The sequence below is a fragment of the Dyella caseinilytica genome, from assembly GCF_016865235.1.
Taxonomy (GTDB): Bacteria; Pseudomonadota; Gammaproteobacteria; order Xanthomonadales; family Rhodanobacteraceae; genus Dyella_B; species Dyella_B caseinilytica.
On record NZ_CP064030.1, the window covers coordinates 2,864,017 to 2,887,766 of the forward strand.

Here is a 23,750-nt window from a genome sequence, read left to right on the forward strand (position 1 = left end):
AAGCAGATACGCCGTGAGACGGGAAATAAGCATTCCTGCAAGATTGTCCCTTACCCTAACCCTCCCCCAAGAGGGGAGAGGGGACACCTCCAAGTAAGGACTGTGGCATGCCTTCAACCCCAACACCCTTCCCGTTCGATCTCAGCGATTACCGCATCGTCATCGCGGGTGGCAGCAAAGGCATTGGTCGCAGCATGGCGCTGGCCTTCGCGGCATCCGGTGCTGCCGTATCGATCTGCGCGCGCGGGCAAGCCGCTCTGGATGAAACAGCCAAGGCCATCGCTGCACACGGCGTACCGGTGCATCAGCAGTCATGCAACCTGGGGAATGCATCCGCTATTGATGCCTATATCAACGCTGCTGCCGAAACGCTGGGTGGCATCGACGTACTGATCAACAACGCCAGCGGATACGGGTTCCAGGACACGGAGGAAGACTGGGCGGCCGTTTTCAATATCGACATGATGGCTGCTGTGCGTGCTTCACGCGCCGCCATGCCGTATCTGGAAAAATCCTCGCACCCCAGCATTCTGCACACCAGTTCCATCGCTGGCATGCACCCACGGCCCCATATGCCTTCGTACGGTGCCATGAAGGCGGCGCTTTGCCACTACACCACATCGCAGGCCCTGGCTCTTGCTGTGAAACGCATCCGCGTCAACGCCATTGCACCAGGTTCCATCGAATTCGAAGGTGGCATGTGGGACCGTTGCAAGCGCGAAGATCCCACGCGCTATGCGGCCGTATTATCGAAAATCCCGTTTGGCCGCTACGGCACACCGGAAGAAATCGCGCATGTAGCGCTGTTCCTCGCCTCGCCATGGGCGGGCTGGATAACCGGACAGATTCTGTGTGTCGACGGCGGCCAACAGTTGACGTGAGAAAGCCATGAGTAACCTGCACAGCACCGAACGCTTCAGCAATCGCGTTGCGGACTATGTCCGCTATCGCCCCACCTACCCTGTTGCCCTGTTCGACTGGCTGCGCGATGCCCAAGGCGTCACGCCGGACTGGCGTGTGGCCGATGTGGGTGCCGGCACCGGCATTTCCAGCAAGATGTTTCTCGATGGCGGACATCCCGTTACGGCTGTTGAACCCAATGCCGCGATGCGGGAAGCCGCGCTGACGTGGCTGGGCGGCAATCCGCGCTTTCGTGCGGTGGACGGCCGCGCTGATGCCACCACACTGGACGACGCAAGCGTCGATCTTGTTTCCGTGGCGCAGGCTTTCCATTGGTTCGATCCCGCGAGTACGCGACAAGAGTTTCACCGCATCCTGCGTAAGGGTGGCCTAGCCGCCATCTACTGGAATTCACGGCGGCTCACCGGCACACCGTTCCTGGTTGGCTACGAAGCGTTGCTGCAAACCTACGGCACCGACTACACCAGCGTAGCAGAGCGCTACGCGGATGAGCCGCGCATGCGCGAGTGGTTCGGCACCGGCTGGCGAGCAACAGCGCAGTTCGATCATTGCCAGTTGCTGGACTTTGAGGCGCTGCGTGGCCGCCTGATGTCGTCGTCCTATGCACCGAAAGAAGGCCATCCGAATCACGCTCCGATGATCGACGCACTGCGCAAACTGTTCGACGACTGCCAGGAACATGGCAAGATCAGCTTTGATTACGATACCCGCGTCTATGTGGGCGAGGTTCCTTAAAAACTATGTACGCCTGGATTCGCCCGCTGCTGTTCAAACTGGATGCCGAGACCGCGCACGGCCTGACGCTTTATGGCCTGGACGTGGCCCATCGCAGCGACCTTGGACGCTTCGTCGCCACACCACCGCAAGACCTGCCCGTGGAAGCCTTCGGTATACGCTTCCCGAATCCGGTCGGCCTTGCCGCCGGCCTGGACAAGAACGCTTCGCACCTGGATGCGCTAGGTTCGCTTGGCTTCGGCTTTATCGAAGTGGGCACGGTCACGCCACGCCCGCAGATCGGCAACGATCGCCCCCGCCTGTTCCGCCTGCCGCAGCACGAAGCCATCATCAACCGCATGGGTTTCAACAACGAGGGCGTGGATGCGCTCGTACGCAATGTGCAGAAATCCAGTTATCGCGGCGTGCTCGGCATCAATATCGGCAAGAACAAGGACACGCCGAACGACAAGGCCGTCGACGACTACCTGTTCTGCCTGGAACGTGTGTACGCACACGCCAGCTACATCACCGTCAATATCTCTTCGCCCAATACCAAAGGCCTGCGTGATCTGCAGGAAGAAACGACACTGCGACGCTTTATCGAAACGCTGCGCGAGGCGCAGGAACGGCTCGGTTCGCAGCAAGGTGCGCGCAAGCCGATGCTGTTGAAGATTGCGCCGGATCTAAGCGAAGCCGAACTGGACAGCATTGCCGATGTGTTGCTTGCCACGCATATCGACGGTGTGATTTGCACCAACACCACCATCGATCGCGCCGCCGTAGCCAACGATCCGCACGGCAACGAAACCGGTGGCTTGTCCGGCAGACCCTTGTTCGCCCGCTCAACCGACGTGGTGCGTGGCATGCGCCGCCGCCTGGGTGATCGCATCGGCATCGTTGGTGTCGGCGGTATTTTTGAAGGACAAGATGCGGTGGAAAAGCTCGACGCCGGCGCTTCGCTGGTGCAGATCTATTCCGGCCTTATCTACCGCGGCCCTGCACTGGTTGCCGAATGCGTCAACGAAATCCATCGCCAGAAGGACGACCACGATGGTCGTTGAACGCATCGACATGGGCGGTTACACGCTGATCGAAAACGCATCACTGACTACGCGCAACACCTTCCGCGTCAATGTGCGCGCCAAACTGCTGGCGGAAATACGCGATGCCACCAAACTGCCGGAACTGCTCGATTTTCCGGCCATTCGCAACAGCCGCCTGCTGGTATTGGGCGAAGGCAGCAACATTCTGCTAACCGGCGACGTCGATGGCACCGTGCTGGCGATGGAAACACGCGGCGTGCACGTCGAGCAGGATGGCGATATCGCGCGCATTGCCGTTGCCGCTGGCGAACGCTGGGATGACTTCGTGCGCTGGACGCTGGGCCAGGGTTTTGCCGGCCTGGAAAACCTGATTCTGATTCCCGGCACGGTGGGTGCCGCGCCGATCCAGAACATTGGCGCCTACGGCACGGAAGTGGCTGAATTTATCGAAAGCGTGGAAGCCTGGGATCGGATGGAACGGCGCGTGGTGACACTGGATCGCAAGGCCTGTGCCTTCGCCTATCGCGATTCACTGTTCAAGCACGTACCGGATCGTTTCATCGTGACCGCGGTGCGCTTCGCCCTGCCCCGACAACATGCTTTGCGGCTGGACTATGCAGGCATTCGCGAAGAGCTCGAGCGCATGGGCGTCGACAGACCCGCACCGTTTCATGTCGCCGAAGCGGTGGTCCATTTGCGTACAAAGAAGTTGCCTGATCCTGCCGTGATCGGCAACGCGGGCAGCTTCTTCAAAAACCCCATCGTCGATGCACCGCAAGGCGAAGCACTGAAGCGTGAACATGCGGGATTAGTCGCCTGGCCGGGCAACGATGCGCGCTGGAAGCTTTCCGCAGCATGGCTGATCGAAGCCGCGGGGTTCAAAGGTGAGCGAGACGGCGATGCCGGCATTTCCAATCGGCATGCCCTGGTGCTGGTCAATCACGGCAAAGCTACCGGCCAGGAACTGTGGACTTTCGCACAGCGCGTGATCGACGGTGTGCAGGCGCGCTTCGGTGTGCGGTTGGAGCCGGAGCCGATGGTGATCGGCCCTCGCTAACCCCATCAACGGCTACCCTCTTGATCGGGGCCGTTGTTGCCTTTACGGAATTCAAAGCCATGCTTTGCCAAGATCAGGGTTCTACCCTGGTCACGGAAGGTATTGCGTCATGAGCATCCATAATGTCGCCGATGTCCTGGTTGAAACCCTTGCTCAAGCCGGTGTGAAGCGCATACACGGTTTGGTCGGCGACAGCCTCAATGGCATTACCGAGTCGCTGCGGCAACGCAAGGATATGGAATGGATCCATTACCGACATGAAGAAGCCGCTGCTTTTGCCGCCGGAGCAGAAGCGCAGCTTACGGGTCAACTGGCTGTTTGTGCCGGGTCGTGTGGACCAGGCAACCTGCATTTGATCAATGGTCTCTACGACGCCCACCGTTCGCGCACACCGGTGCTGGCCATTGCGGCTCATATTCCCTCCTCCGAAATCGGTAGCGGCTATTTCCAGGAAACGCATCCGCAGAACCTGTTTCAGGAATGCAGCCACTATTGCGAACTGGTGAGCAGCCCTTCGCAGATCCACCGTGCCGTAGAAATTGCCATTCGCACGGCGGTCGGGCAGCGCGGTGTTTCCGTGCTGGTCATTCCTGGCGACGTTGCGCTGTCCGAGTCTAGCGGTCCGGTAGCATCGACCATCAGCTTGCTACCCCAAGCACCGAAAGTCGTGCCGGCGGATGCACAACTCGACCAATTAGCCGCCCTGCTCGGCAGCGGTCGCAAGGTCACGCTGTTCTGCGGACGTGGTTGCGCCGGTGCGCACGATGAAGTGATCAAACTGGCCGAAACGCTCAAGGCACCGGTTGTGCATGCGCTCGGTGGTAAGGAACATGTTGAATGGGATAACCCTTACGACGTCGGCATGACCGGTTTGATCGGTTTCAGCTCCGGCTACGAAGCCATGATGAATTGCGACACGCTATTGTTGCTCGGCACCGATTTCCCCTATCGCCAGTTCTTCCCCGACGACGCAAAGATCTGCCAGATCGACCTGCGCGCGGAAAACCTCGGACGCCGCTGTCGCCTCGACCTTGGCTTGGTCGGGGACGTCGGCGCCACACTCCATGCACTGCTGCCGCGCTTGAAGGCGGCTAGCGACGACAAGCATTTGAAGAGCAGTCTGGAGCGCTACAGCAAGGCGCGCGAAGGACTCAACGATCTCGCCGTCGGCAAAGCGGGCAGCAAGCCGATCCATCCACAATACGTGGCCAAAGTGGTCAGCGATGTCGCCAGCGAGGATGCCGTATTCACCTGCGACGTCGGTACACCCACCATCTGGGCTGCACGCTATCTGCATATGAACGGCAAGCGACGCCTGCTTGGCTCCTTCGTCCACGGCTCAATGGCCAATGCCATGCCGCAAGCCATCGGTGCACAGACCGCGTATCCCGGCCGGCAAATTGTCAGCCTGTCCGGCGATGGCGGCTTTGCCATGCTGATGGGTGACCTGCTGACCCTGGTGCAGCATCAGTTGCCGGTGAAAATCGTGGTGTTCAATAACGGCACGCTTGGCTTTGTGGAGCTGGAGATGAAGGCATCCGGATTCCTGCCAACCGGTGTCACGCTGGACAACCCCGATTTCTCGGCGGTTGCCCGCGCGTCAGGTATCTATGGCGTACGCGTGGAAGATCCGGCTGATCTGGAGAAAGCGGTGCGCGAAGCCTTTGCGCACAATGGGCCCGCATTGGTTGACGTCGTAACCAACCGACAGGAGCTGTCCATGCCGCCGAAGATCCAGCTGGAGCAGATGAAAGGCTTCAGCCTGTGGGCGCTTCGCACAGTGATGAATGGGCGTGGCGATGAGTTGGTTGAATTGGCGCGGAGCAATTTGCGGCGTTGAACCACATAACCTCTCATCTTGTCGCACCGTCATTCCGGCGAAGGCCGGAATCCACGCTTCGCACTGACCATGGATTCCGGCCTTCGCCGGAATGACGGCGTGGTGGCTACGTAGGCTGCGCCAGCCAAACTACGTGATCACTCACCGATCAGCCGATGCCAACGCGTCGCAAAAATTTCCCCAGCACGTCCACACAAACCTTGATGCGCAGCGCATAGGTCATCCCGAAATAAGCGATGCCATAGGTTGACAGCACAAACATCGCCGTAACGATCGGTCCACGTAGCGGCAAATAATGCTCGACCACGCAAGCTGCCAGCGCGGCAAAACCCGCAGCTCCCCACAACTTCATCATCATCACTGCCGACACGCCGGTGACGCCGATACGTTTGTTCAATTTTTGGCGCAGCAGATGGAACTCGATCCAGCCCGCCACACCTGCCGAAGCAGTAAGCCCCACCGCACCCCACTGCGGCGAAATGCCCAGCATTCCAGGCAACAGCAAAGCGCTAGCCAAACCGAGCACCGCGGTAAAAAACAAACGGACGATGGCGAAGCGCAGCGGCGTGCGCGTATCGCGCATGGCGTAATAGGTCGAGGCGTAAAGCCGACCAAAGGTCGATGCCAGCAAACCCACGCCGGAGCCGGCCAGGATTGCCCATACATAATACGAATCCTTGCTGGTAAATGCGCCGGACTGATACAGCGCCGCCACCACCACGTTACCGAGTGCAAAGAACGCCATCGACGAGGGCACGATAAAGAACGCAATGCGTTCCAGACCGTTGTTCAATCGTGTGGACAGCTTTGCGGCGACGTCTTCATCGACGTCTTCGCCAACCATGCGCGATAGCGTGGGCAATTCCGATGCGGAAATCGCCATGCCAAACAGGCTAACCGGCAGCAGGTTGATCGATGATGCGGTGGTCATGCCGGCAATCGCGCCGCTGCCCAACAAAGTGGAAATGGCCTGATCGACAAACGCGCTGATCTGTACGACACCACGCCCAATCGCCACGCCAAGAAAACTGCCACCTACCTGCCGTACGTGCATGCTGCGCAGATCAAGCTTCAGCCGCATGTTCGGCGCCAGCTTCAATACCGGCCCCAGCTGTACCAGGAACTGCAACAGGCAACCCAGCACCGTACCCCACGCCAGATACACGATCAGATGATTGGCATCCAGGTGACGAAAGAACAGCATGGTCAGGATCATGGAGAGATTCCAGACCACTGGCGCTGCATAGGAAAGGAAGAACTTATGATGGCTGTTGAGTATTCCGAGACACCACGCCGACCACACCAGGATGCCGGTGCCCGGAAATAGAATCCGCACGATCAGAATCGTCAGTTCGCGCTTCTCGCCGGTATAGCCTGGTGCGATCAGCCATAGCAAATAGGGCGTCGCCAGCACACCCAGCGCCACGATCACGGAGATGATCAGCGCCAGAGCAGCAGCAATAGCGCCCGCCAGGCGATCCGCTTCTTCCTGCTTGTGCTGGGCCAGCAACCGGGCATACACCGGGATAAAGGAGGCCGAAAGCACGCCTTCCCCGAACAGGTTCTGCAGGAAGTTCGGCACGCGTAGTGCGGCGCTGAAGATATCCGCCGCATCGGAAAGACCGAAATAATGCGAAAACACCCGTTGCCGGGCCAGGCCGAACAGGCGGCTGCAAAGGATACCCGCGCCTACCAGCAAGGCATGTCCGCGGCCTGCCTCTTTCGTCATACCTGCTCTATGCGCCGGAAAAACGGCAAGGGTAGCATTTTGCCTGCGTATTGCCCCTCTCCCCTTTTGGGGAGAGGGGAAAAACCACTTAGCGGCGAGCCTTGGACAGCAGGCGCAGCAATTCCATGTACAGCCAGACCAGGGTGACCATCAACGCAAACGCCCCGTACCACTCCATGTACTTGGGTGCACCTTGCGCGGCGGCGCGGTCGATCATGTCGAAATCCAGCACGAGGTTCAGCGCGGCAAGGCCGACCACCAGCAGGCTGAAGCCGATGCCCATGGCGCCGGTTTCATGGATGAAAGGAATCTGGATATGGGTGAAGGCGCGCAGCGCGATATCCACGATGTACAGCAGCGCAATGCCGCCAGTTGCGGCGACCACACCCATGCGGAACTTGTCAGTCACCTTGATCCAGCCGGAACGGTATGCCATCAGCATCACTGCCAGCACACCCACCGTGAGCATCACAGCCTGCAGCACGATGCCAGGGAAACGCAGATTCATCACTGCTGAAATGCCACCGAGCGCGAAGCCTTCGGCAATGGCATAAAGCGGCGCGGTGATGCCCGACCAGCGTTGCGCGAAGCTGGTCACCAGCGCCAGCACAAAGCCAACCAGCAAACCGCCCCACATGAAGGGACTGATGGCGGCAAGAGCTGCCGACATATCGCCGCCTGCGGCGATGTCCGCAAAGCGCTGCCAGGTCCAACCTCCCGTGATCACCGCAAGCACCAGCAACAGGGCCGTGCGCACGATCGTGCCGTTCATGGTCATGCGTTCGCCCGTGACGGGCAGTCCCTGGAACGCTTTTGCGCGCAATACCGGATTACCTGATGGCATGGTTATTCCTTTCCTTGTGGTGGTTCAAATACGCATGGATCGAAGCAACGATCCTACCCAATAGACCGATAGCGGTTCGTTAACGCGGCCTGACCTGATCGTCGATCACGATGTAGTGGCGCTCACCACGCAGCGGATCGAAATACACCGCCGTCAGCTGCCCACTGCCGGGGTCGACAAAACGCTCCCCCGTGTCCTTCCAACGCGGATCCGGCCCGGTACGCAGCAAGGGCTTGTAGCGCCAGCGTTCAATCGCCAGCCCCACCACCAAAAGCAGGCCACCGAACAGCAGTTGCGGCAACAACGCCACCATCACCCCGGTCAACGCGGCAACGAGCGCTCCGAGCAACAGCAAGCCGCCCAATGCGTACAGAATAATTGGCAACATGAAGAGGCGGCTCACGTGGGAGGATCGAGCACAACCGCCGTGCCGTAAGCTACGATTTCACTCATGGTCTGGCCGATTTCGGCCGAATCGAAGCGCATCATCACCACCGCGTTGGCCCCCATCACCTTCGCATTGGAAACCAGCCGATCCAGCGCATGGCGGCGCGCTTCTTCCAGCATCTGGGTGTATTCATGGATCTCGCCGCCGACGAGTGAGCGGATGCCCGCCATCATGTTGCCGCCGATACCGCGGCTGCGCACCACCACGCCAAACACCTGGCCCTTGACCTGCACGACCTGATGTCCAGGCACGTTTTCGGTTGTCACCACCAACATGATTGTGTTCCTCCCCCAAGCTATTTAGACGTTTCGTCCACGATACCCCCCACCCGAGTCAACCGGTAGTTGCACCGCACCAGCTTCCGACACGTACGCCGGCACCGGGCACTATGGCACCATCGGGCGGTCTACTGTTGTCCACATAAGGAACCCGAAATCATGTCGAGACCCTTCAAGACATTGGCATGGAGCGTGATGCTTGGCATGGGGCTGGTCGCCACCAGTCTTCCGGCCCTGGCCGATGCCCCCGCATCGCAAACCGTTGCCAATAGTGATGGAAAGGTTCTACACGCCACCCTGGACAACGGCCTGCGCGTGGTGATCGTGCGCGAAACGCTCTCACCCATGGTCACTACCCAGATCACCTATCTGGCAGGCGGGTATCACACACCTGATGGTTTTCCCGGTACCGCGCACGCGCTGGAACACATGATGTTCCGCGACAGCCAGGGCATGACCGGCGCGCAGCTCAATGAAATGACCGGCAAGATGGGCGCGGAAAACAACGCCTTCACCACCAACGACGCCACGCAATTCTACTTTGTGGCGCCATCGAACTATCTCGACATCCTGCTGCATATCGAATCTACCCGTATGGAAGGTGCGCTGCTGACCCAGAAGGATTGGGAGCGTGAGCGCGGTGCGATCGAGCAGGAAGTCTCGCGCGATATTTCCGATCCGGGCTATCTCGCCTTCCAGAAGGCCGAGCGTATTCTCTATGCCGGTACTGGCTACGCCGAAGACGCACTCGGTACCCGTCCGTCCTTCGACAAAACCACCGCTACAGACCTGCAAACGTTCTACAAGGACTGGTACGCGCCGAACAACGCGCTGCTGGTCATCGTGGGTGATGTCGATCCGCAGAGCACGCTTGCGAAAGTGAAGGATCTCTTTGGCAAGATTCCGCAGCGCAAGCTGCCCGAACCCGCTCCGCTGAAACTGCAGCCAATCAAGCCGGAAACGATTGCCACCACCACGCCACAAGGCACCGGTTCTGTGCAGTTCCTCTATCGCATGCCCGGCATGAAGGAAAAGGACAACGCCGCAGCACAGGTTCTGCTGGATGTGCTCAACAACGCGCGCAGTTCGCTCAACGCGCTAGCCGTGCAAGGCAAAGTACTGAGCGCCGATGCACAGTTGCAACCCTTCAGCCAGGGTGGCGTTGGTGTGATCGAAGTCGGCTTTCCCAAGGGTGGCGATGCAAAGCAGGCGCAGGCCGATCTGGATGGCGTGATCAACGCTATTCTGAAAAATGGCGTACCGGCGGATCTGGTCGAAGCTTCCAAGCAATCGGAAATCGCCCAAGCCGAGTTCAACAAGAACAGTGCCGTATCGCTGGCCAGCGCGTGGTCGCAGGCCATCGCGTGGATGGGCCTGGGTTCGCCGGAAGAGGCCGAAGCACAGATTCGCCAAGTGACCGTGGACGACGTCAATCGCGTCGCACGTGAATATCTAAAGCCTGACCAGCGCGTCACCGTCGTACTCACCTCCGACAACAACGGCCAACGCCCGTCGGATAGCGCCGGTTTTGGTGGCTCCGAATCCTTCGCCGGCAATGACAAGCTCGACGCACCGCTGCCGGCATGGGCTGCGGAAAAACTCAGCAAGCTGGAAATGCCGCGGTGGACGCTGGCGCCAGTGCAGATGACGCTGGATAACGGCATCCATCTCATCGTGCAGCCGGAAACGATCAGCAAGACGGTCACCGTGCTGGGTCATGTCGACAACAACGCCAAACTGCAGGAGCCCGCCGGGCAGGAAGGCGCGGCTCGCCTGCTGACTACACTGTTCGATTACGGCTCGACCACACTTGATCGTGATGCCTACCACAAGGCACTGGACGATATTGCCGCCACCGAGAGCGGCGGCACCGATTTCGGCGTCGCCGTGCTGAGCGAACATTTTGATCGCGGCGTGCAATTGCTGGCCGACAACGAACTGCATCCCGCCCTGCCCCAGCAAGGCTTTGGTGTGCAGCAGGAAACGCTCGCGCGTACGCTGGCCGGCGAAATGCAATCGCCGCAGTACAAAATGATGAAGTCCCTGATGGAAGGCTTGCTACCTAAGGGCGATGCGGAACTGCGCCGCGCCACGCCTGACACGGTCAACAAGCTGACCCTGCAGAACGTCAAGGATTACTACGCGAAAACCTACCGCCCGGATCTCACCACCATCGTGGTGGTCGGCAACGTCACACCGGAGCAAGCCAAGGCCACGGTCGAGCGCTATTTCGGTCAGTGGAAAGCGGTGGGACCGAAGCCGGATGTGATCTCCAAACCGGTGCCTACCAATCCGGCCGGTTATACCGTGGTCGAAAACCCCTACGCATCGCAGGATCAGGTGCTGATGGGCCAGATGCTTGAGCTCAACATGCACAACCCGGATCGCTATGCGCTGCAGTTGGGCAATGATGTGCTTGGCGGCAACGGCTTTGCCTCGCGCCTGATGACCGATATCCGCGTAAAGCATGGTTACGCCTACGGTGCAGGTTCGGGCATGCGCTTCGACCGTTCGCGTTCGATCTTCTTCGTGCAGTACGGCAGCGATCCGGACAAAGTCGCCGCCGTTGACGGACTGGTACGTCAGAACCTGATCGACATGCAGACCACGCCGGTCAAGGACGAAGAACTGACTAACGCGCGCCAATATGAAATTCGCTCGATCCCGGTCAGCGTCGCCAGCATCGACAGCATCGGGCGTTCGTTGCTGAATTGGGCTTGGCACGGCGAGCCGCTCGACCAGCCGATGGTGGCGGCCGAGCACTTCCTGACGATGACGCCTGAGCAGGTGCAGGCGGCGTTCAAGAAATACCTCAAGCCGCAAAACCTGACACAGGTGGTGCAAGGACCCGCGCCAGCGAAACACTAAGTTGAAAAGAAAACGGCCCGCAGATGCGGGCCGTTTTTCTCTATGCCTTGGCAAGCTTTCGTGCCGGTCGTTCCAGATTCGGCAAGAACACCGCCAGTACGCCAATCAACGGCAAGTACGCGCACAGCGAATACACATAGTCGATGCCATGCGCATCGGCGACACGCCCAAGCACCGCGGCGCCTATGCCACCCATGCCGAACGCAAAACCGAAGAACAACCCGGACACCATGCCGACACGTCCTGGAATCAGCTCCTGCGCATAAACCAGAATCGCGGAGAATGCCGAGGAAAGGATCAGACCGATCACCACCGTCAGCACACCGGTCCAGAACAGGTTGGCGTGTGGCAGCGCCAGCGTGAACGGTGCCACGCCCAGGATCGACACCCAGATCACCCACTTGCGCCCGATCCGGTCACCCACCGGACCGCCGATCAGCGAACCGGCCGCTACCGCGAACAAGAACACGAACAAATGCATCTGCGCGTTCTGCACTGACACACCGAAGGTATGCATCAGGTAGAACGTGAAATAGCTGCTGATGCTGGCGAGATAGAAATACTTGGAGAAGATCAGCAAGCCGAGGATGGACATACACATCACCACCTTGCCGCGGCTGAGCGCTTCACTGGCCACATGACGCACCACTTTGCTGCGGCTGACATGGTGCAGGCGATACCAGCGCCCCACCTGCAGCAGCACCACCATCGCCAACAGTGCCGCGAGCGAGAACCACGCCACGCTGCCACGGCCATGCGGCACGATGATCCAAGCCGCCAGCAGCGGCCCCAGCGACGACCCCGTATTGCCGCCAACCTGGAACAGCGATTGCGCCAGACCATGCTGACCGCCCGAGGCCAGGCGCGCCACACGCGAAGATTCCGGATGGAATACCGACGAGCCGGTGCCGACCAGTCCGGCAGCCAACAGCAGCACCGGAAAGTTCGGCGCCACGGCCAGCAACAGCAGACCGCACAAGGTGAAGCCCATGCCGACAGGCAACGAATACGGCATCGGCTTGCGATCCGTGACCATGCCAACCAGCGGCTGCAACAACGATGCCGTCACTTGGTACGTCAGTGTGATCAGGCCCACCTGGCCGAAGCTCAAGTTGAAGCCGCTTTTGAGAAGCGGGTAAATGGCCAGAATCAACGACTGGATCATGTCGTTGAGCAAATGGGAAAAACTGATCGCACCCAGGATGGTGAAATCCGTGCGTTGCGCGGGGACGCTGGGCTGCGCACCCGACGGCAGAGAAACCGATTCGGCAGAATTGGACATACGTACTCGGGATGGGGACACGGGCGAGATTGCCTCGCTGATGAGGCCACCTTAAAGTAGCCGTCTTCGGCCTGCATACACTATTGGGTCAACTTCTGTAGAAATCGGGCCAAACGAAGGTGCCGCCATCGTGCGAAATACCCGCGTTTCCACCTACGAAGACACGCCGCGCGACGTGCTCGCCACCGGCAACGAGTACGTTTCCGGCACGCTGCTGCCCAGCCACACGCACAAGCGCGGCCAATGCCTGTATCCCACCGCCGGCGTGCTGACCATTACCACGACCGAGGGCAGCTGGGTCGTGCCGCCCCGCCGCGCCCTGTGGATCCCACCCGGCATACCGCATACCGTGCAGATGGGCGGGCCCACCTCACTGCTCAGCGCCTACCTGCTGCCTGAGGTAGCGGCCAAAGCCACCTTACCGGAGCACTGCACGGTGATCAGCGTATCGCCCCTGCTCCACGCTTTGCTGTCCGAGGCCGTGGATCTGCCCGCCGAATATGCGCTGGGCAGCCGTGACGAACGCCTGATGCACCTGCTGGTGGATGAAATCGCCGGCATGCCCGCCCTGCCCTTGAGCACCCCGTTGCCGCAGGATCCCCGTCTGGCGCGCTTGTGCCGGGCATTGATGCAGGCGCCATCGCTGGAAATCGATATCGACACCATGGCGCACAAGGCCGGTATGAGCCGCCGCAACTTCACGCGCCTATTCCGCGAGCAGACCGGCATGAGCTTCAGTAGCTGGCGGCAGCAGGCCTGCCTTCTCGCGGCGCTATCGCGGCTCGGGCGCGGCCAATCCGTCACCCAGGTGGCGATCGAATTGGGCTACAGCAGCACGAGCGCTTTTACTGCAGCATTTCGGCGTACGCTGGGAGCTGCGCCAAGTCATTACCTGCTTCCCCAGGATGCTGCATGATGGGCTCACATTGAGGAGTCCAGATGTCACACCCGCGTCAACGCATTGCGGCAACATGTCAAAGCAGTGACCCGGCCGCACGGATACCGCGTCGCCGCCCACTGCCCGTCACCCGGATAGTGCACCGATGAGCAAACGCAACGATCAAGACGCCATGTCCGCAGCCAGCGCCACCGCACCGGAAATCACCGCAACGCCTGCCGTCGACCTCAGTGACAAGGCGTATTACATCCATCGCGAACTGTCCCAGTTGCAGTTCAACAACCGCGTGCTGGAACAGGCGCTGGATGAACGCACGCCATTGCTGGAAAGGTTGAAGTTCCTGCTGATCTTCTCCAGCAACATGGATGAATTCTTCGAGATCCGTGTGGCGGGCCTGAAGGGACAGCTAGCATACGGGCATGAGATCGTCGGGCCTGATGGCATCACGCCGAAACAAGCGTTGGTCGAGATCAGCGATATCGCGCATCGCCAGATCGCGCGCCAATACGCGATACTCAACGAACGCCTGCTGCCGGAACTAGACCAGCATGGCATCCGCATCGTCCGTCGCGAAAGCTGGACGGTGGTGCAGAAGCGCTGGGTGCAGCGCTACTTCCGCCAGGAAGTGGCACCGATGATGACGCCGATCGGCCTGGACCCTACCCACCCCTTCCCGCTGCTGGTCAACAAAAGCCTCAACTTCATCGTAGAGTTGGAAGGTGTAGACGCTTTCGGCCGCGATTCGGGCTTGGCCATTCTGCCGGCGCCGCGCGTGCTCCCGCGCATCATCCGTCTGCCGGAGGATGTGTGTGAAGGCGGCGAGAACTACGTACTGCTCTCTTCCATCATCCATGCACACGCCGAGGAACTGTTCCCTGGCATGGAAGTGCGCGGCTGCTACCAGTTCCGCTTGACTCGCAACGCGGACCTGACCATCGATCCGGAAGAAATGGATGACCTTGCCCGCGCACTGCGCGGCGAGCTGTCTTCACGCCGCTTCGGTGATGCGGTGCGCCTGGAGGTGGCAGACAACTGCCCCAAACTGCTGACCGACTATCTGCTCAAGCAATTCGGCCTGACCGAAGCGGAGCTGTACGAAGTGAACGGGCCGGTGAATCTCACGCGCCTGTTCGGTATCGTCAGCCGTAGCGTGAATCCGCAATTGCAATATCCACCTTTCGCGCCAGCCATTCCGAAAGCCTTGAAGAAGGCCGAGGATCTGTTCCAGGTGATCAGCAAGCAGGACGTGTTGCTGATGCATCCCTACGAATCTTTCGCGCCGGTGGTCGATCTGGTGCGCCAGGCCGCCAAAGATCCGGCCGTGCTCACCATCGAACAGACGCTGTATCGCACCGGTGCCAACTCCGAGATCGTCGACGCGCTGGTCGAGGCTGCACGAGCGGGCAAAGAAGTGATCACCGTGGTCGAACTGCGTGCTCGCTTCGATGAAGAATCCAATCTCAGCCTGGCCACACGCCTGCAGCAAGCTGGCGCCGTGGTGATCTACGGCGTGGTCGACGTGAAAACGCACGCCAAGCTGATGCTGATCCAACGCCGTGAAGGCGACAAGCTACAGCGCTATGCGCACCTGGGAACCGGCAACTACCACAGCGGCAATGCGCGTCTGTATACCGATTACAGCCTGCTGACTTCCGACGCCGGCCTGTGCGAAGACGTGCACAAACTCTTCAGTCAGCTCACCGGCATGGGCAAGCTGCTGAAGATGAAGAAGCTGCTGCACGCACCGTTTACCTTGAAAAAATCGTTGCTGGAGTTGATTGCCCGCGAGCAGGCGCATGCCGAAGCGGGCAAGCCCGCGCACATGATCATCAAGGTCAATGCGCTTACCGATGCCAAGATGATCCGCGCGCTATACAAAGCCAGCGGCGCCGGTGTGAAGATCGACCTGCTGATACGCGGCACCTGCTGCTTGCGCCCGGATATTCCCGGCGTTTCGCAAAACATCACCGTTCGTTCGATCGTTGGCCGCTTCCTTGAACACAGCCGCGTGTACTGGTTCGCCAACGACGGGGACGAACGCATGTATCTGGCCAGTGCCGACTTCATGGAGCGTAATCTGGATCGCCGCGTCGAAACTGCCTTCCCGATCGAAGACCGCAAGCTGCGCCTGCGCATCCGCAAGGAGCTGGACCTGTATCTGACCGACAACACCACGGCATGGCAGCTCCAGGCAGATGGCAACTACGCGCGGCTGCAGCCCGTTGATGGCCAAGCGCCACATGATGTGCAGCGGCAGTTGCTGGAGAAATATTGCGGGATTGGTGTCGCTGCGGTGCGTTAGAGCACCTTTTGCTTATTGCCGCCTGCGCAAGCTGCTCATTCCCTCAGGCCGTCATTCCCGCGAAAGCGGAAATGACGGCTATTGGAAAGTGTCGGCCACAAATTGGGGAAAGCGCTACTGCCCCACGAAACGGCGCACCCACGCCACATAGCGATCAACAAAGCCCTGCAGGAATTTCCAGGTACCTTCCACGCTGATATGTCCTTCTGCGTCGATCAGGCCCTCGGTGAATTTCAGGAACACTTCGGGCTGTCCAAGCAAAGGTACATCCAGATAAGCCAGCACATTGCGCAAATGCTGCTGCGCCAGCGCCGTACCCGTGGCGCCGATCGAAGCCCCGAGGACTGCACCGGGCTTGCCAGCGAACGGACTGGTGCCATAGGGACGCGAGGCCACATCCAGCGCATTCTTCAGGACGCCCGGTATGGAGCGGTTGTATTCCGGCGTCACAAACAGCAGCGCGTCGGCCGCCTTGATCTGCTGCTTCAGTCCCTGGCACGCCGTCGGATAATCGTGATCGAAATCCTGGTCGTAGAGCGGCAGGTTATCGATCCGGACATGCTCGAAAGAAAAATCCGCTGGCGCCAGACGCTCTACGGCACGAGCCAGCCGACCGTTGCACGAATCCTTGCGAAGGCTGCCCACCAGTACCGCCACCTTGATACCTGCCATACATCCTCCTGAATGATGAACCTGACCTAGCCTGTCACACCCGGTCACGGCATGGCAAAAAGATGCACCGCCCGTGCGCAATTTCTTGTGATGCGCCTTTTTACAGCCTTGTGACGCGCTGGCACGCCCCCTGCATGTCGATGGAAATGCATGACAAAACATTCCACCACGCCTCCAGAGGTTCACAATGGCGGTGTCGTTGGTGATCAGGGGAGCCGGCGATCATGCGGACCGATGCAGGCAGCCGGGCAAGGGCTACGCCGTCTGTCATACGCAGACGCGGTGGCCACTTCAGGAAAAGGGGCTGAGGTGACTAGGGACGTTTTGCTATTGAAAGGCTGGCGCGAACGCCGATGGCTGGCAGCCATCTTGCCGGTGGCTTGGCTGCTGTGGTTCTCGCTATTGCATGCCAGTACCGGTTCACCGCTGCATGGCGCCTGGCGCGAGGCAACGCGCGGTGACACACCGGCACAGATCCTCAACGCCTTCAAACATGGCGCACTGAAATCCTTCAATCCGTCGATGCTCCAACTTTTCCCGCGCGATGCGCTGGGCAGCTGGGTGGTACTGCAACCGGAGCCACCCAACACCAATGAAGAACGCGTGCTGTCGATCTACCCCGCGCCAATGGGTTCGGTCACCTTGTTCGATGCCAACGGTACTACCCGCACGCTGGCGCTTGATGACTTCACCGCCCCGTTGCATGGGCACGGGCGGCTCGCTTTTCGCTTGAACGTCGATCCCGGACAGGTGGAGCCCATCTTGCTCAAGTTCGAGCCCAGCGGCACCCTTTCGGCGCCGGAACGCTTCGAATTGCAGGACCTGGACGATTACCTGCAAGCAGACGCCGATTGGTTGACCTTCGCCACCGCGTGTTTTGCGGTAATGGTCGCCATGGCGGTGATGGCTCTGTGCTTCGCCGTCATGCTGCGCGACATGACCTTCGCCTGGTATACGGGTTACATGCTTTGCTACGTCATCGTACAAAGCATCCAGACGGGCTTCCTGTTCCATCCGCTGGGGCTCAGCTGGCTGGCTGGATCGGAATTGCTCGTCGGCGCATCGGCGACTGCACTTTCCGTGTCGTTTGCATCACTGTTCGTCAGCCGCTTCTGCGACCTGCCCCGCTACGCTCCGGTGCTGCGCACGCCCGTCGTTGGGCTGGGCATCGCCATGCCGTTGATCGTGCTATTGCGTTGCAGCCAGATTCCCGAGCTGATGGAGATGGCCAGGACGCTGGTCAATCCGGTACTGATTCTCGGCGCAATCTTGCTGCTGTTCACGGCGGTGATTACGGCGATGCGCGGGTCACGCCCGGCCTGGTTTTTTCTGCTTGGCTGGACGCCGTTGCTGGTGTTGACGGCCATGACCAGCGCACAGATTACCGGCGCCCTGCCCAAACTGGATTGGCTCAATGACGCCAGCATCGCGATGGGAGCCTTTGAAGCCATCGTGCTCTCGTTGGGTCTGGCCGATCGCGCGCTGACCATGCGCCGCGATCGCGACAATGTGCGAGTCCTCGCCGACCGCGATGCACTGACCAATCTGCTCAACCGTCGCGCGTGGACCGAGGCCGCCAACAGCATGCTGGACGATGCCATGGCACAGAACCAGCCGATTGCGCTGCTGTTTCTGGATCTGGATCACTTCAAGATGCTCAACGATCGCCAGGGCCATGCCGCCGGCGATCGCGCGTTGACTGCAGTCTCGGAAGTATTGAGCAGCGAACTGCGTCCCAGCGATCTGCTGGGTCGGTACGGTGGTGAGGAATTCGTTGCCATGCTGTACGGCGTGACCCAGGAACACGCCATGCAAGTCGCGACGCGCCTGTGCCGCCGCGTCCATCGCCTGGAAATCGCGGTCGACCAGAAGGACCTGGTGCTCAGCGTCAGCATCGGCCTGGCCATGCGCAGTTTGGGCGATACGCTGGAGTCGTTGATCGAGCGGGCCGATCAGGCGATGTATTACGTGAAGCTCAACGGGCGCAATCACGCGCATGCGTTCGAGCGGCGTGCGGAGATGAGCGGCACGTATCGGCGGCCGCATTCGACGCACGAGAGGGAACGCTGACGCAACCTGCATTCAGTGGCTTTGTCGATGCGCCATTGCGCTTCGCCGTCACTCCCGCTTTCACGGGAATGACGGCGAAGCAAAAACCGGCGTTACGCCATGTTGAATGGCTTATGCTTTTTTGACCGTCAGTTTCTTCGCCGCAGCAACCACTTCCGCATCGCCCGGCAGCACCAGGAATGCTGCACCCGCCAGCGGTGTATAGGTATCGGAGCCCACGACGCGCTCCAGCGGCGTGCTACCCAAACCGGCTTCAACGATAGCGGTAATCACGCCTTCGCCAACGCCTGCGCTCTTGCGCCCTTCATCCAGCACCAGAATGCGCTTGGCGTGCTTGGCCTGCTCCGCAATGAACGCATCATTGAGCGGTGCAAGCCAGCGCAGATCGACCACGCGGACTTTCCAGCCCAAATCCTTTTCAATGGTCTTCGCTGCGCGCAACGCCATAGGCACGCCGTTGCCGAAGGTGAAAATGACCAGATCGTTCGCGTCGTCGTGGTAGACACGCCCTTCACCCAACGTCATCGCTTCGCCCGGCGCCGGATACGCGAACTGCCATTGGCCATCGCCGGCTTCGTAGAGGTCTTTGGTCATGTACAGCGCGATGGGTTCCAGATACGCGCAGACACGGCCATCGACTTTGGCCAGCGCAGTGAGCGTGCGCAGCATGGTCGCCGCGTCATCGCCGCGGCTCGGGCAACCGACAACCAGACCCGGAATATCGCGCAGGGGAGCAATCGAATTGTCGTTATGGAAGTGGCCGCCGAAACCACGCTGGTAACCCAGCGAAGCCACGCGCATCACCAGCGGATTGCGGTACTGGTTGTTGGAGAAGAACTGCAGCGACGCCGCCTCGCCACGAATCTGGTCGCAGGCGTTGTGGAAATACGCCAGATACTGGATTTCCGGCAGCGGCAGCATGCCCATGTTGGCGTAGCCCTGAGCCAGACCAAGGATCATGGTTTCGTCGAGCAACGTGTTGAACACACGATTGCCCTTGAACGCCTTGAACAAGCCCTTGGTGACCGTATACACGCCACCCTTCTGCGCGACGTCTTCGCCGAACAGCAGGGTTTCCGGATACTTGGCCATCACATCGTGCAGCGCCTGGTTGATCTGGATCGCCAAGTGGCGTGGCGGCTGCTTTTCCGGCAATTTTTCTTCACCGCCGAACACAGCGATGCGCTTGTCTTGATAATCGGTGCGCTCCGCTTCGGCCTTCACCTTCTCCGGGGTATAGGGCGCCAGCGGCGTCATCACATCATCAAGACGATCAAGCTTGGGACGGCTGTCGGCTTCTTCCGCCGCAGCAAAGCAGCGCTTGCGGATGGTTTCGTTGAGCGCCAGCAACTCATCCTTGCTGTACAAGCCCGATTGCAACGCGATAGCGGCCGAGCGCAGCAGTGGATCGGAGGATTCCACCGTGACCAGCTCTTCGATGCTGCGCCATTCGATTTCAAAATCGGTACCCGCGTGTCCCATGATGCGGGTGGTCTTCAAGTGCAGGAATGTCGGGCGACGCGTGCTGCGGCAGTGTTCCACCGCGCGCTGCACCTGCGCGTAGCCTTCGGCCAGATCCAGGCCGTCCGCGAAGAAGTAATCAAGATCCGGGCGATGCTGGAAGTTGTTCGCCACCCAGCCGCTAGGCGTCTTCACCGAAATGCCGATGCCGTTGTCTTCGCACACGAACAGCACCGGTGCAGGCAACTTCTGATAAGCCGTCCACGCGGCAGCATTGAACGAAGTTTGCGCGGTGGCGTGATTGCTGGAAGCGTCGCCGAACGAGCAGATCGCGATGGAGTCTTCCGGGATCGGAAGCTGATGACCGATGCGGCGGCCTTGTTCAATCGCAATCGCCGTGCCCAGTGCTTTCGGCAGGTGCGAAGCGATGGTCGACGTTTGCGGCAACACCCAAAGCGGCTTGCTGCCCCACACCTTATGACGGCCGCCGGAGGCCGGATCATCCTTGCTAGCCGCAAAGGACAGCGCCGAATCCATTACCGGATCCATGCCCGGCAACTTGCGGAAACGCTCCGCCATGAAGCCGCCGGAACGATAGTGCAGGAACGCTGGATCCGTGTGGCGTGTGAGGCGTGCCACCATCGCGTTGCCTTCGTGGCCGGAGCTGCCGATGGTGTAGAACACTTTGTTCTGCACGCGCAGAACGCGCGCCATCAGGTCGAGGTGGCGCGAGATCAGCTGCGATTCCAGTAGCTCGCGAAAACCCTGCGCATCGAGTGCGCTGCCCGGCAGGATGGGATCGTCCTCGTGCGGCTTGGCGCGTACCTCCCCTTGCCAAAGCTGCACGAACTCGGTGAAGTTCTGATCGACGATCTCGGCGCGGTTGAAGCCCTTGTGGCGGGCGGCGATAGGCGTGGCGGACATGATGGCGAAGTTCTCGGTGAAAGACGTGCCGCGCTAAAGCGCGGAATGGGAAATTATCGAGGGCGGCAGCTGACTGCTGCCCGTGTGGCCGGCGGCGGTTTTATAACGCACGTAACAACTCCGCGCGCTGCAGGTCCTTGGGGCGGCCAAAACGCTCCAGAATGTGGATTTGTTCGGCAGCCGCGGGGATCGGCACCGGAATACCCGCGCAGTTGACATGAACGATCTCGTCGACGCGTATCGGTTGCCATCCGGCGGTCTCACGCAACTCCAGACCGCCCATCACCTCGACAGGCATGCCGGGAAAACGGAATCGCGCGAAACGCGAGCGGAAACGATCACCGGCAGCAGGCTCGTAAACGCCATCCAGACGCTCGTGCCACAGGGCAATCAGCCCTTCGGCGTCATCGACGCTGGTCAGCAGATCCAGGTCGCCCACTTCGACGTTTGCGCCAGCCAGGGCCGCGGCGGCACTGCCAATAACCACCCAGGCATCGCGGCAGTGCTCATGCAGCAGCGGCACGGCGGCCGCAATCGCCTGATCCAATGCCGGCATGCGCAGGTTCACTTGCGCTGCATCCACTGCTCGCGCGTTTGTGCCCAGATGCCAACCGTGATGTTTTCATACGGCGGCGGCAATTGCGCTGGACCACGCAACTGCGAGCCAAGACGCTTGGCCAACTCCTGCGAGGCATAGTTGTCCGTGTTGATGGAATGAATCACTTCACGCCAGCCAAGATGCTCGAAAGCCCAGTCGATGGCCGCGACCGAACCTTCGTAGGCGTAGCCTTTGCCCCACGCTTCGCGCACTAGCCCCCAGCCTACTTCGGTGCCGGGCCACCCTTCCGGATGCCAGGGGCCGAGACGGCCGATCCAGCGCCCGCTGGCTTTTTCGATCACGGAGAACATCGAAAAACCCTGGATCATCCAGGCGCCAGCCAGCGAGAGAAAACCGCGCCAAGCCACAGCGCGCGTTTGCGGGCCACCGATGAAATGCGACGCTTCATGGTCAGCCATGTTGGCGGCGTAGGCGTTGAAGTCTTCCTGGATGGGCGGACGCAGGATCAGACGTTCGGTTTCGATGCGGATATCGGGAATCGACAAGGCTTGATTCCTAGGCCTATGCCAGCTTGAGAAATCGGAACGGTGCTGCATTGCCTCTTCTCCTATGGCGGGAGGAGAGGCCAATGGCAGCACCCTTTATCAGAACGCGTTGATGCCGGTCAGTTCACGGCCCACCACCAGCTGATGCACCGTCTCAGTGCCTTCATAGGTGATAACCGATTCCAGGTTCAATGCGTGGCGAATCGCGGAGTGTTCGACCGTGATGCCAGCGCCGCCGAGGATGTCGCGGCATTCGCGCGCGATATCGATGGCCGTGCGGCAATTGTTCCACTTGGCCAGCGACACCTGCGTGGGCTCCATCTTGCCCGCATCCTTCAAGCGGCCGAGCTGCAGCGACAGCAACTGCGCCGTGGTGATGCGGCGGGCCATGTCGGCCATCTTCAGCTGAACGGCCTGGTTGGCGGCCAACGGGCGGCCGAACAGGATGCGTTCCTGGGTGTAATCCAGCACTTCCTTCAGGCAGGCCTGAGCAGCACCGATGGGGCCCCAGGTGATGCCGTAACGAGCCTGCGTCAGGCAGCCGAGCGGGCCCTTGAGACCTTTTACGTTCGGCAGGCGGTTCGCATCGGGCACACGCACGTTGTCGAAGAACAGCGCGGAAGTCACCGACGCGCGCAAGCTCATCTTTTTATGCACTTCCTGCGCGGTGAATCCCTTGGTATCGGTGGGGACGATAAAGCCCTGAATACCGTCTTCGGTCTGCGCCCACACGATCGCAATCTGCGCGATGTTGCCGTTGGTGATCCACATCTTGGCGCCATTGATCACCCAATCGCTGCCATCTTTCTTGGCATGGGTCTTCATGTTGGCCGGATCGGAGCCGCCATGGGGTTCGGTCAGACCGAAGCAGCCGATCACCTCGCCCGCCGCCATTTTCGGCAGGTAGTGCATCTTCTGCTCTTCGTTGCCGTAGGCGTAGATCGGGTACATGCAGAGCGAGCTCTGCACCGAAGCGAAACTGCGCAGGCCGGAATCGCCGCGCTCCAGTTCCTGGCAGATCAGACCGTAGCTGACGCCGTTCATGCCGGCGCAGCCGTACTTTTCAGGGATGGTGGCGCCCAGCAGGCCCAGGCTTGCTACGTCCGGAATCAGTTCCTTGGGAAAACGGCCCTGGTCGAAACAGTCGCCGATGATCGGCAGCACTTTTTCATCGACGAAACGGCCCACGGTGTCCTGCACCATGCGCTCTTCATCGGTGAGAAGGGAACGGACGTCATACAGGTCGAGCGGGTTCAAGCGGGCTGCCATAGAAGTTCCGGAAACGATCGGGG

The 23,750-nt window shown here is 60.3% G+C and carries 19 protein-coding genes; 9 read left to right on the forward strand and 10 right to left on the reverse strand.

Annotated features, from left to right (window positions below):
- The first annotated feature begins 107 nt into the window (after positions 1-107).
- From ISN74_RS12350 to poxB, 5 genes are all read left to right on the forward strand, one after another.
- Positions 108-881 carry an SDR family NAD(P)-dependent oxidoreductase gene (locus ISN74_RS12350; protein WP_188801044.1) on the forward strand — a complete coding sequence of 258 codons (774 nt, stop codon included), beginning with the start codon at positions 108-110 and terminating at the stop codon, positions 879-881.
- Positions 882-888: 7 nt separating this feature from the next.
- On the forward strand, positions 889-1,656 hold the full coding sequence (locus ISN74_RS12355; RefSeq protein WP_188801047.1) for a class I SAM-dependent methyltransferase: 768 nt from the start codon (positions 889-891) through the stop codon (positions 1,654-1,656).
- Positions 1,657-1,661: 5 nt separating this feature from the next.
- Positions 1,662-2,699, forward strand: a complete 1,038-nt coding sequence (locus ISN74_RS12360) for a quinone-dependent dihydroorotate dehydrogenase (RefSeq protein WP_188801048.1) — start codon at positions 1,662-1,664, stop codon at positions 2,697-2,699.
- Between the two features lie 10 nt (positions 2,700-2,709).
- A complete protein-coding gene (murB, locus tag ISN74_RS12365; RefSeq protein ID WP_188801223.1) occupies positions 2,710-3,738 on the forward strand; it encodes a UDP-N-acetylmuramate dehydrogenase in 1,029 nt (342 codons plus the stop codon).
- Between the two features lie 109 nt (positions 3,739-3,847).
- Positions 3,848-5,578 carry a ubiquinone-dependent pyruvate dehydrogenase gene (gene poxB / locus ISN74_RS12370; protein ID WP_188801050.1) on the forward strand — a complete coding sequence of 577 codons (1,731 nt, stop codon included), beginning with the start codon at positions 3,848-3,850 and terminating at the stop codon, positions 5,576-5,578.
- Between the two features lie 148 nt (positions 5,579-5,726).
- Here poxB and murJ read toward each other — a convergent pair whose 3' ends face one another.
- From murJ to ISN74_RS12390, 4 genes are all read right to left on the reverse strand, one after another.
- Positions 5,727-7,307, reverse strand: a complete 1,581-nt coding sequence (gene murJ / locus ISN74_RS12375) for a murein biosynthesis integral membrane protein MurJ (protein ID WP_188801052.1) — start codon at positions 7,305-7,307, stop codon at positions 5,727-5,729.
- Between the two features lie 88 nt (positions 7,308-7,395).
- On the reverse strand, positions 7,396-8,151 hold the full coding sequence (locus ISN74_RS12380; protein WP_188801054.1) for a Bax inhibitor-1/YccA family protein: 756 nt from the start codon (positions 8,149-8,151) through the stop codon (positions 7,396-7,398).
- 79 nt (positions 8,152-8,230) lie between these two features.
- Positions 8,231-8,539: a hypothetical protein gene (locus tag ISN74_RS12385; protein ID WP_188801056.1), complete on the reverse strand. Its 309-nt coding sequence runs from the start codon at positions 8,537-8,539 to the stop codon at positions 8,231-8,233.
- Between the two features lie 11 nt (positions 8,540-8,550).
- Positions 8,551-8,874, reverse strand: a complete 324-nt coding sequence (locus tag ISN74_RS12390) for a YbjQ family protein (RefSeq protein ID WP_188801058.1) — start codon at positions 8,872-8,874, stop codon at positions 8,551-8,553.
- 162 nt (positions 8,875-9,036) lie between these two features.
- Between ISN74_RS12390 and ISN74_RS12395 the strand changes: the two genes are divergently transcribed.
- Positions 9,037-11,745: a M16 family metallopeptidase gene (locus ISN74_RS12395; RefSeq protein WP_188801060.1), complete on the forward strand. Its 2,709-nt coding sequence runs from the start codon at positions 9,037-9,039 to the stop codon at positions 11,743-11,745.
- Between the two features lie 40 nt (positions 11,746-11,785).
- Here the strand turns inward: ISN74_RS12395 and ISN74_RS12400 are convergent, their stop codons facing one another.
- On the reverse strand, positions 11,786-13,027 hold the full coding sequence (locus ISN74_RS12400) for an MFS transporter (protein ID WP_188801062.1): 1,242 nt from the start codon (positions 13,025-13,027) through the stop codon (positions 11,786-11,788).
- 130 nt (positions 13,028-13,157) lie between these two features.
- Here ISN74_RS12400 and ISN74_RS12405 point away from each other — a divergent pair, with 130 nt between their 5' ends.
- Positions 13,158-13,943 (forward strand): AraC family transcriptional regulator, encoded by a 786-nt coding sequence (locus ISN74_RS12405; protein ID WP_188801063.1) that lies wholly within the window; start codon positions 13,158-13,160, stop codon positions 13,941-13,943.
- Positions 13,944-14,097: 154 nt separating this feature from the next.
- Entirely contained in the window at positions 14,098-16,227 is a 2,130-nt protein-coding gene (gene ppk1, locus ISN74_RS12410) for a polyphosphate kinase 1 (protein ID WP_425488857.1), read from the forward strand.
- Between the two features lie 114 nt (positions 16,228-16,341).
- On the opposite strand, the gene ISN74_RS12415 is transcribed toward ppk1, so the two are convergent.
- Positions 16,342-16,899: an NADPH-dependent FMN reductase gene (locus tag ISN74_RS12415; RefSeq protein ID WP_188801065.1), complete on the reverse strand. Its 558-nt coding sequence runs from the start codon at positions 16,897-16,899 to the stop codon at positions 16,342-16,344.
- Between the two features lie 309 nt (positions 16,900-17,208).
- Here ISN74_RS12415 and ISN74_RS12420 point away from each other — a divergent pair, with 309 nt between their 5' ends.
- Positions 17,209-18,969 (forward strand): GGDEF domain-containing protein, encoded by a 1,761-nt coding sequence (locus ISN74_RS12420; protein WP_229679398.1) that lies wholly within the window; start codon positions 17,209-17,211, stop codon positions 18,967-18,969.
- A 111-nt stretch (positions 18,970-19,080) separates the two neighbouring features.
- On the opposite strand, the gene ISN74_RS12425 is transcribed toward ISN74_RS12420, so the two are convergent.
- The 4 genes from ISN74_RS12425 to ISN74_RS12440 form a co-directional block, all read right to left on the reverse strand.
- A complete protein-coding gene (locus ISN74_RS12425) occupies positions 19,081-21,354 on the reverse strand; it encodes a thiamine pyrophosphate-dependent enzyme (RefSeq protein WP_188801066.1) in 2,274 nt (757 codons plus the stop codon).
- 100 nt (positions 21,355-21,454) lie between these two features.
- Positions 21,455-21,922 carry a hypothetical protein gene (locus ISN74_RS12430; RefSeq protein ID WP_229679399.1) on the reverse strand — a complete coding sequence of 156 codons (468 nt, stop codon included), beginning with the start codon at positions 21,920-21,922 and terminating at the stop codon, positions 21,455-21,457.
- The gene (locus ISN74_RS12435) at positions 21,919-22,458 is read right to left on the reverse strand and encodes a GNAT family N-acetyltransferase (protein WP_188801067.1); all 540 of its coding nucleotides are present in this window, start codon (positions 22,456-22,458) and stop codon (positions 21,919-21,921) included. Before ISN74_RS12435 ends, ISN74_RS12430 begins: the two co-directional genes overlap by 4 nt.
- A gap of 99 nt (positions 22,459-22,557) precedes the next feature.
- Positions 22,558-23,727: an acyl-CoA dehydrogenase family protein gene (locus ISN74_RS12440; RefSeq protein WP_188801068.1), complete on the reverse strand. Its 1,170-nt coding sequence runs from the start codon at positions 23,725-23,727 to the stop codon at positions 22,558-22,560.
- Positions 23,728-23,750: the final 23 nt, after the last annotated feature.

Coding starts and splice junctions, on each gene's coding strand:
- ISN74_RS12350 (WP_188801044.1), top strand. CDS start 108: ATGCCTTCAACCCCAACACCCTTCCCGTTCGATCTCAGCGATTACCGC.
- ISN74_RS12355 (WP_188801047.1), top strand. CDS start 889: ATGAGTAACCTGCACAGCACCGAACGCTTCAGCAATCGCGTTGCGGAC.
- ISN74_RS12360 (WP_188801048.1), top strand. CDS start 1,662: ATGTACGCCTGGATTCGCCCGCTGCTGTTCAAACTGGATGCCGAGACC.
- murB (WP_188801223.1), top strand. CDS start 2,710: ATGGGCGGTTACACGCTGATCGAAAACGCATCACTGACTACGCGCAAC.
- poxB (WP_188801050.1), top strand. CDS start 3,848: ATGAGCATCCATAATGTCGCCGATGTCCTGGTTGAAACCCTTGCTCAA.
- murJ (WP_188801052.1), bottom strand. CDS start 7,307: ATGACGAAAGAGGCAGGCCGCGGACATGCCTTGCTGGTAGGCGCGGGT.
- ISN74_RS12380 (WP_188801054.1), bottom strand. CDS start 8,151: ATGCCATCAGGTAATCCGGTATTGCGCGCAAAAGCGTTCCAGGGACTG.
- ISN74_RS12385 (WP_188801056.1), bottom strand. CDS start 8,539: ATGTTGCCAATTATTCTGTACGCATTGGGCGGCTTGCTGTTGCTCGGA.
- ISN74_RS12390 (WP_188801058.1), bottom strand. CDS start 8,874: ATGTTGGTGGTGACAACCGAAAACGTGCCTGGACATCAGGTCGTGCAG.
- ISN74_RS12395 (WP_188801060.1), top strand. CDS start 9,037: ATGTCGAGACCCTTCAAGACATTGGCATGGAGCGTGATGCTTGGCATG.
- ISN74_RS12400 (WP_188801062.1), bottom strand. CDS start 13,027: ATGTCCAATTCTGCCGAATCGGTTTCTCTGCCGTCGGGTGCGCAGCCC.
- ppk1 (WP_425488857.1), top strand. CDS start 14,098: ATGTCCGCAGCCAGCGCCACCGCACCGGAAATCACCGCAACGCCTGCC.
- ISN74_RS12415 (WP_188801065.1), bottom strand. CDS start 16,899: ATGGCAGGTATCAAGGTGGCGGTACTGGTGGGCAGCCTTCGCAAGGAT.
- ISN74_RS12425 (WP_188801066.1), bottom strand. CDS start 21,354: ATGTCCGCCACGCCTATCGCCGCCCGCCACAAGGGCTTCAACCGCGCC.
- ISN74_RS12440 (WP_188801068.1), bottom strand. CDS start 23,727: ATGGCAGCCCGCTTGAACCCGCTCGACCTGTATGACGTCCGTTCCCTT.